Genomic DNA, 7531 nt, shown 5'->3' with positions numbered 1-7531 from the left:
TTGTCATAATCCTTAAAAGTAAAATTAACTGTTGAAATAGAGAGCAGGGAGCAGGGAGCAGGGAGCAGGAAGCAGAGGGACTTTTGGCAACTTTACACAGTTAGTACAGTCGTCCAGGTACTTACTCTCCTAAGATAGATTCGTCATTTTCGGGAATTTTGCCAAAAATAGTATCAATTCCAATCTGGGAACCGGTACCTTTTCCAGAATTAGGATCAAAAGTACCAATCTGCATGGTGTCAGGATAAATAATTTCTAGTCTGTACTTGGTATGGGCTGGTTTTTCCTGTTCGATGATGGCAGTAGCGATTTCTATTTGTCGGTCGAGTTGCTCTTGGGTTAATCCTTGAGCTGGAGTGATTCTTACTATAAAAAAGTGGGGGATACCACCACCAAGGTAAGTGCCTCTACCCAGGAGCGATCGCGAGGGAAGTTTTTCGCGATCATCAATTTGGTTCAGGAGTGGGGAGTCACCAATTTGAAATTCGGCATTGGAAGCGTCGGTAATGGTGACTTTTTCTTCTTCCTCTAGAAATAATTCTAGCAGTTCTTGTAAATTGTCTTTAGTCCCTCGAAAACGATACAGTCTGACGGTGTTGGCCAGAAAATTCCGTTGTTTTTGGACATTTAAATCTGCTCTGAGACTCAAAGCTACCCAGCTAGATAACCAGGGCAGGAAGTCTGGGGGTGTTTCTTGGGGATGGAAGTAATTAGAAATACAGGCAATTTTTTCTTCTAAACCTTGCTCAGAAAAATTGACCCCATCTGGACTACCGAAAAGAATCTTTTCAAAAGGTAGTAAAAATTGACCGACGAAAGGGTCGCTTTGATAAATCTCTGGCAGATAGTCTAAAAGTTTACTGGGGGAACGGGCTGAGTTTGTCATGGGTTTTTAACCGGTGAAATCAACGGTTTCTAAGGGGGATATGATTTCTATCTGGCTGGCGGTAAGATCTAAATCGACTAGTTCTTCTGGTTTCAGCTGGATGGCACTTAGCTGTGGTGTATCTTCCTTGGTTGTAACTAGGCGTTGTTGATTGGTTATGGCATCAGGACGAGGAAAAAATACTTCGTCTTGCTGGTTGGTTTTGGTGACATAATCTACAGATTCTAGTTCATCAAGTAGTTGATAGAGTTCGGAAACATAAACATTTCGACCAAATGGCCAACCTTGAGGATTGTCAGGATTTGGTAGGGGATCGAAAAAGTTTTCCAGTGCATTATTTATCTTTTCCTCACTGGGTGCTATTTCAGCTTCTCGGTTGAGGTGTATGGTTAATCTGACGCTAATGGTGATGTAGCGTGGCACAACTACATGGATTGCGGTGCCAATCAATCGCCGTTCTTCTAAGTGGTTTTTTACCTCGTTAATCAGCAATGAGCTTGGTTGAGGGGGGCTATTTTCACTATCATCCCGATCGGGGATAATAACAATACTGACATGACCTGGTTGATCCACAGGTTCGACTAAGGCATTTTCCGAGTTGAGGTTACGCCGAGGTATACAGTGTGCCCTCGCAACGGTATTATCTGCTTCTACTTCTCGGGCTAATTCCACAAAGTCGGCACAGGTGATGGCTCGGTAGCGATCGCGTACTTGGGTAATGGCATTTTTAATCTCTGTCTGTAAATCCCCCGTTTGCTGCCAAGTTGGTCCATTCAGCAGTTGTAAAAACATCCGCATATTGGCCTCTGTTACCCGATTTTGCCGATAGAGCACCATTTCGGTCAGGTAAGCAAATAGCTCAATGACGGTAATACCAGGATCAGAAGGATTGTGATTAGTCCATTGGGGTGCATAGCTGGGAATCATACCCAGGGCTTCTTGCACCAAGTCGTCATAGGTGCGGTCATCAAGATTAGGCAATTCTATTGGCATGAGTTACCCTCCTCAGGATTCCACAAAGGTTAAATTGATGGTGTGGTTGCCGGAATACACTAAAAAGCGATTAGTCTCGCTAGCACCGTCTAATTCTTCAATTTCAGCCACCTCCAAACTATAAACATGGTCTACTCCCGGCACTCTCTCCAGTAGTCGGTATAAGTCCGATTTATAGGGTTGACGACCAAAATTCCAACCCATTCCGTCAAAACCACCGGTTAGGGGATGCAGAAAACCAGCTAAGGTTTGTTCCACTGTTTGTGCTACCTCACGAGATCCTTCTAGGGAAGTGACAGCAATTTTAGTAGTAATATCGACACGGACATAGAGAGCGCCCACCACCGAGATTGCCACTGTGGGTTCGGTGTAGGCTTGTAGGTAGTTTTGGACGCGCTTGATTAGCTCCAAACTGGGTAGGGGTTTAGCCTCAGTGGAGCGGGGTACAATAATCACGCTGACTGCTCCCGCTAAATCCGGCTTGGGATCCAGGGGATTAGTTTTTAAATTCCCTAAGGGTACACACTTGGCTCTGATTACCTCTGGTGAAGCCAGCTTGGCTAAATCTTCGTAATCTTCCTTAGTTACAGCACGCTGACGATGGCGAATTTCTTTAGGTGCGCGCTCGATTAGGGAGTCAATGGTTTCAGCTTCTGCCCCCCCTGCGGCTGCTTGATGGTTAATCACTTTGTCCACATAGGGGACTGTGGTTTTGAGTTGGACAATCGCCCCAGCCGGTTTATTTCCAGCAGTTCCACCACCAGTTTGATAGCGACTCATGCGGATATTGCCTTTACCGGGAGGAGGAATCAGTCCATTGTGTCCATCCCCAAAGGTAATTTCTCCGGTAAGATTATCAAAGACATAATGGCGATCCCGTGGTTCTGATTGATAGAAATCCGGGACTTGATGCCAACGTACCCAAATCTCTTGCGGTCTTCCGGTTTCATTAGTAGTAACCGTAATCGCCTTTTCCCCTTCTTCAAGGAGAATTTTGTCCTTTTCTAGGGCAGAAGGTATTTCCGGTTCCCGCACTTCCAGCTCTTGACCTGCTAAAATTGGCTGACTAGTTGTATTAAATTTTTGATTTTCAGTCCCGTCACTGGAGCCAACAATTTCCTTTTGGATCGTAGCTGTTTGTGCTGCCATGGTAGTGTTAAGCAGTACTTGTTTCAGCCTAGGTTCAACCTCATAGTCACCCTTTAACCATTGAACCCGGAGCCAATAACGGGGAGGTAAATTAAAGTCTTCCCTTGGTGAAAAATCCCCTGGTGGCAGAAATTCAATTAAACCGGAACGGGTAAAGTTTTCCGTTTCATCTCTTATGGTTAGTTGTTGCCATGCTTGGCCATTCCAATAGTCCCATACTAGTTGAACTTGTTCAGTTTTATTCAATTGTTTAACAGCCGTTGCATTAGGTACTAATGTAACATTATTATCTCCATATTTTACCTCAGTTACACAGTAAAAAATGCTGATCTTACGATTGGTAAATTCTGTTCTAGCTAATGGTAAACTAAATCCCAAATAGCAAGCTGGCTGTTCAGTTTCTGTACCTTTAAAAGGAATTATTTGGGGGCATACTACTTTGGAATAAACATACCGCATTAAGCTGTATGATCGTGATTCTACCGCCCATATAAAAAGATATATTTGCCAAAATGGGATGCTCCCAATTAGTTTATTTTTGCTGTCAATACGTTTAACTAGGTTATTTGAGTAAACTGAATCATTGTAGGTCAAAAGAGCTTCTGGTTCTTCTGATATTGTTAATGTATAGCTAACTCCAATTGAGCTAATTAATGGCGGAGCAAAAGTTGCCTCAATGAATCGATATTCTGGTGCTGGTGGCTCTGGTGTTGGGACAATACGCTCATAGCGAGCTTCTCTACCATAGTTACCTGCACTAATTCGCACACGAATCCAGAAACTTTCTACTCCATTAATAGTGGTGGTAACAGGTTTTTCAAATAAGTTAAACACTACCTGACCATTTTCAGTAAAAGCCTGGGTAGTGTCTTGAAATTCAGCTTCTGGATTGTTACTAGTGTTGTAGTAAACAGCTGCAGTTCCTAATTCTTGCCAGACCTTACCATTCCAAAATTCCCATTTAAGTCTTAAATTGCTCGAAGCTCTGGTACGTAAAGGAAAGTCATCTGGTTCACCGCTAATTTCTGTTATGGTATGTGCTGTAGGAACGCCATCTGGTTCATCGCTAGTTTCTGTGGCGGGATTTCTCAAGTTAACCTGAAGAGTAATTTGAGCATTTTCTTGAGAAAAAATTTGACTATTGGCTAAATATAAGGTATCCCCAAGCTTCGGTTTTTCTCCAAAGGGAAAAAACTCTTTAGTTAAATCAACGGGTAATTGATTAAGAAAAGCCGTTTCAATTAATAGGTTGCTAGAACTAATACTCGCTTCAATTTTTATCTCATCAATTTCTGGTAGCTCATTAGCAGATACCATGTCCGTTGAAGATTCATCGGCAAGAGTAATGGGAGTAACTAACCGGCAGCGAAGCCAACGACTAGTTACTGCATTAACAGTAGTTAACGGTAAAGCGGTAATATTACTAAATTCAATTTCGCGATCGCCACTGCTCGTCAAGCCTTGAGTTCCATCATTGCTCGGTGTAATATCTTGCCAATTAGCTCCATCTTCTGTTTCCTGGCAAATTTGCCATGTTACTTCTCCTGGAGTACCAAGGACTTCTGATAAATTAATCGTTACTTTAAACGTCTCAATTTCAGCAAACCCTAAAAGTTTGCTATGTCCGATATATAAACTATGTTCAATGGGTTGGTTGCCCCGAAAAACATCAACACCTGGTGATGCTGGGGTAGTAAGAATTGAACTATGATTACTATACAAATCCTGTTGGGGGTCCCGCACAAAAATAGAGTCTAATTTGGCGGCTGTTACTACCAATTCCCGTTCAGTTTCAAAAATAACAGGGTCTTGTTCTCTTTCCCCTGGAGGAGCAGCAACTTGTGTTCCTTTTGGCACTACTGCATCAACGGTAGTTCCGGCAGCTAAGGAAAATGTCAAGGGTACTCGTGCTGGTTGGGGTGGTAACCGAGACGCTCCTAATAAATCTAAAAACGCTAAAAAGTTTTTATTTGGAACTTGATTGAGTCGCTCGATAATAATCTCGGCAAAACGGGCAAAGATATTAACTATAGCAGCACTCGTTCCTTGAATATCTTTAGTTTCTCCTGTATAGTGTTCCAGCAGTTGCTGCACCTGAGCGGCAATAGTCTCTGCCGTTCTAGAATCAATTTTAGGAGCTTTTATTGCCATTAACCTGCACTTCCTTCTAGATAAAATGGATAAACTAGGTTAAAGACATTATTGGTTGCTCGCACTTGATAGTCGATATTGACAAGCATTTGTTCTGGAATAGGGGATTGAACGCGCACATCTATAACATCAATGCGGGGTTCAAAGAACAGTAGGGCTTCCTGTATAGCTTGGGATACTTTACCAGCAGTGGCAGGTGAATTGGGCTCAAAAACTAAATCATAAATGCTGCAACCAAAGTCGGGACGCATGGCTCGCTCACCTTTGGCAGTACCAAGGATAATTACAATTGACTGGCGTACACTCTCTTCATATTCCGCAAGTTGGAAATCTCCCCTAGTATCTAAACTGATGGGAAATCCTACTCCAACACCTAAAAATGGTTTAGACATAACCTTCTCCTTTTCAGCCAATAAAAACTGTACCGACTGCGATTACTTGTCCGATTGGTAAATCGGCAGGATCATTACAAGTCTCAGCAATATCTCCATTTCTGGCTGCTTGTTTACCGTTAATTTTTACCGTTGGGCTACCAATTTTAATGGTTCCTTTATTAGCAGGAGGACTTTGAAAGGCAGTGCCAGGAGGTGTGGGAATATGAGGTGGAGTATTATCGGCAGTGCTATCTACCGTAGCTGCTGGCATTCCCATAATATTGACATCACTGCTGAGGTTGCCGTTAATAATGCCCGCAAAAGGATGAGGTAGGGGAGTTGGTACAGGTGGTGTTCCTGGTACCATAACAATATGAGTATCAATAGCGGTAATTTGGTCCCCTTGTTTGGCTGCTGGTTGTCCCATAATTAAATTAGACTAGTTGAGATTAATAGTTTGACCTTTAAGATTCATGGTGCTACTGGCTTTAATATCCATTGCTGCACCGGATTCAACTTTGGTATCTGCTGAAGATTTGATTTCAATATTTTCTGCCTCTAGTTTAATATTACCTTGGGATGCTGATAAAGTAATGTCTCCATCGGTGGTAATAGCAATAGTGTTGTTAGCTGTATCAAAAATAATACTGTTTTTCTCGGTTTTATCGACAATTTCAATAGTTTCTGCCCCCTCTTCATCATTGAGACGGATGACATGACCGCTACGAGATTTGATTACCCGGATATTATTAGCACCATCTTCATTAGTTGCTGGTGGTAATTCTTTACCATTCCACAAAGACCCGATAATATAGGGCAAGCGTACATCACCATGTTCAAAAGCTACTAATACTTCGTCATCTACTTCTGGCAAAAAATAAATCCCTCGTTCATTTCCCGCCATTAGTGTAGCTATCCGCGCCCAGTCACTTTCGTCTTCATCACTTAGCCAGGGGTATTTCACTTTAACCCGACCTAGTCCTTCTGGGTCTTCATTGTTGGTCACTACACCAACTACGACACCATAAATACGAGATGCGATCGCTCGGTGGGATTGACTATCCAAAAGTAGTTCAGACAATTTCATTGAGCATTCCTCCGCACTGTAAATTTAGTATGATATTGGCTATTACAATAGCGATGCAGGACACTGGTAAGATAGTATTGACCGCTAAAGCGCTTGCCTACACCATCAATTTGAACTACTATTCCTGCTCGTAAATCTGTACGCCCTCGACAAATTCCTTCTCCACTAATTAACTCTAGATTGAGTTGCTGAAAACGGGCTTGAGCCAGCTGATCTGCTTCCGCTTGGGTAATCATTGGGTGATTGCTCAGGGTTTTTACTGCTGTACCAAAAGCATCTTCGCTTAAAGCTGCACCACTAGTTTCTCCCCCCATTTTGCTTCCTTCATCACCAGTGGCGGCGCGTCCGATAATTGCTTGCTTTTCTTTAGGATTCCAACCCTGTACTTTGACTTCATTCACTTGACTTGCAGAGGACATACAGGGATAAAATTCCAGTAGGTCATCAGTAAACATTAGGGTGAGAATTTCACTATCTTGATTAGCCGTAGGTCGAAATACTAAATTTCGATCTTCCACCATCACCTCATAATTAATTTTTCCTGCCCTTTCTTGCAAAAACTCCATATGAGTTTGATTAGCTTGTAAAATATAGTCATGCACCACCCCACTATCTTCTACTTGGGCAGAAAGTCCAACCTGCTGGGAAATTTGTGCTGCGATGTCACTATCTTTTAGTTGCACAAAAGTCTGGGTATGACGACCACGATGTAAGCGATGGCTGCGATCATAACCCCTAATCATTACTTTGGGTAATCGCTGAATCGTAAACTCTAACCATAGCGATCGCTCCAATCTGCTGCGATCTGTGCTAACTCCTTTTGGGAGGCTGCTGCAGCTACTCCTCGATAAGCACTGATTTTTTGGTCTATATCTGGAATATAGTCAGCGG

Annotated in this window: 7 protein-coding genes and 1 pseudogene; all 8 read right to left on the bottom strand. The window is 42.7% G+C overall.

Going from position 1 to position 7531, the window contains the following annotated elements:
- Positions 1-121 precede the first annotated feature (121 nt).
- Complete coding sequence (locus F6K20_RS16640; RefSeq protein ID WP_287295356.1) at positions 122-886, bottom strand: phage tail protein; 765 nt, start codon at positions 884-886, stop codon at positions 122-124.
- Positions 887-892: 6 nt separating this feature from the next.
- Positions 893-1879, bottom strand: coding sequence for a baseplate J/gp47 family protein (locus F6K20_RS16635; protein ID WP_287295355.1), 987 nt, complete (start codon positions 1877-1879; stop codon positions 893-895).
- Between the two features lie 12 nt (positions 1880-1891).
- Positions 1892-5179 carry a putative baseplate assembly protein gene (locus F6K20_RS16630; protein ID WP_287295353.1) on the bottom strand — a complete coding sequence of 1096 codons (3288 nt, stop codon included), beginning with the start codon at positions 5177-5179 and terminating at the stop codon, positions 1892-1894.
- Positions 5179-5571 (bottom strand): GPW/gp25 family protein, encoded by a 393-nt coding sequence (locus tag F6K20_RS16625; RefSeq protein ID WP_071103399.1) that lies wholly within the window; start codon positions 5569-5571, stop codon positions 5179-5181. Before F6K20_RS16625 ends, F6K20_RS16630 begins: the two co-directional genes overlap by 1 nt.
- Before the next feature lie 13 nt (positions 5572-5584).
- Positions 5585-5980: a PAAR domain-containing protein gene (locus F6K20_RS16620; RefSeq protein ID WP_071103398.1), complete on the bottom strand. Its 396-nt coding sequence runs from the start codon at positions 5978-5980 to the stop codon at positions 5585-5587.
- 12 nt (positions 5981-5992) lie between these two features.
- The gene (locus F6K20_RS16615) at positions 5993-6640 is read right to left on the bottom strand and encodes a phage baseplate assembly protein V (protein WP_287295350.1); all 648 of its coding nucleotides are present in this window, start codon (positions 6638-6640) and stop codon (positions 5993-5995) included.
- On the bottom strand, positions 6637-7383 hold the full coding sequence (locus F6K20_RS16610) for a phage late control D family protein (protein WP_287295348.1): 747 nt from the start codon (positions 7381-7383) through the stop codon (positions 6637-6639). The genes F6K20_RS16615 and F6K20_RS16610 overlap by 4 nt, the downstream gene beginning before the upstream one ends.
- Positions 7384-7415: 32 nt before the next feature.
- Positions 7416-7531, bottom strand: a pseudogene (locus F6K20_RS40005) (TRCF domain-containing protein); the annotation flags it as partial.

The organism is Moorena sp. SIO2C4, from assembly GCF_010672485.1.
In the GTDB taxonomy this organism is placed as follows: Bacteria; Cyanobacteriota; Cyanobacteriia; order Cyanobacteriales; family Coleofasciculaceae; genus Moorena; species Moorena producens.
The sequence above is the reverse complement of the archived record's forward strand: the minus strand, read 5'-3'. Positions and strand labels throughout refer to the sequence as shown.

Coding starts and splice junctions, on each gene's coding strand:
- F6K20_RS16640 (WP_287295356.1), bottom strand. CDS start 886: ATGACAAACTCAGCCCGTTCCCCCAGTAAACTTTTAGACTATCTGCCA.
- F6K20_RS16635 (WP_287295355.1), bottom strand. CDS start 1,879: ATGCCAATAGAATTGCCTAATCTTGATGACCGCACCTATGACGACTTG.
- F6K20_RS16630 (WP_287295353.1), bottom strand. CDS start 5,179: ATGGCAATAAAAGCTCCTAAAATTGATTCTAGAACGGCAGAGACTATT.
- F6K20_RS16625 (WP_071103399.1), bottom strand. CDS start 5,571: ATGTCTAAACCATTTTTAGGTGTTGGAGTAGGATTTCCCATCAGTTTA.
- F6K20_RS16620 (WP_071103398.1), bottom strand. CDS start 5,980: ATGGGACAACCAGCAGCCAAACAAGGGGACCAAATTACCGCTATTGAT.
- F6K20_RS16615 (WP_287295350.1), bottom strand. CDS start 6,640: ATGAAATTGTCTGAACTACTTTTGGATAGTCAATCCCACCGAGCGATC.
- F6K20_RS16610 (WP_287295348.1), bottom strand. CDS start 7,383: ATGATTAGGGGTTATGATCGCAGCCATCGCTTACATCGTGGTCGTCAT.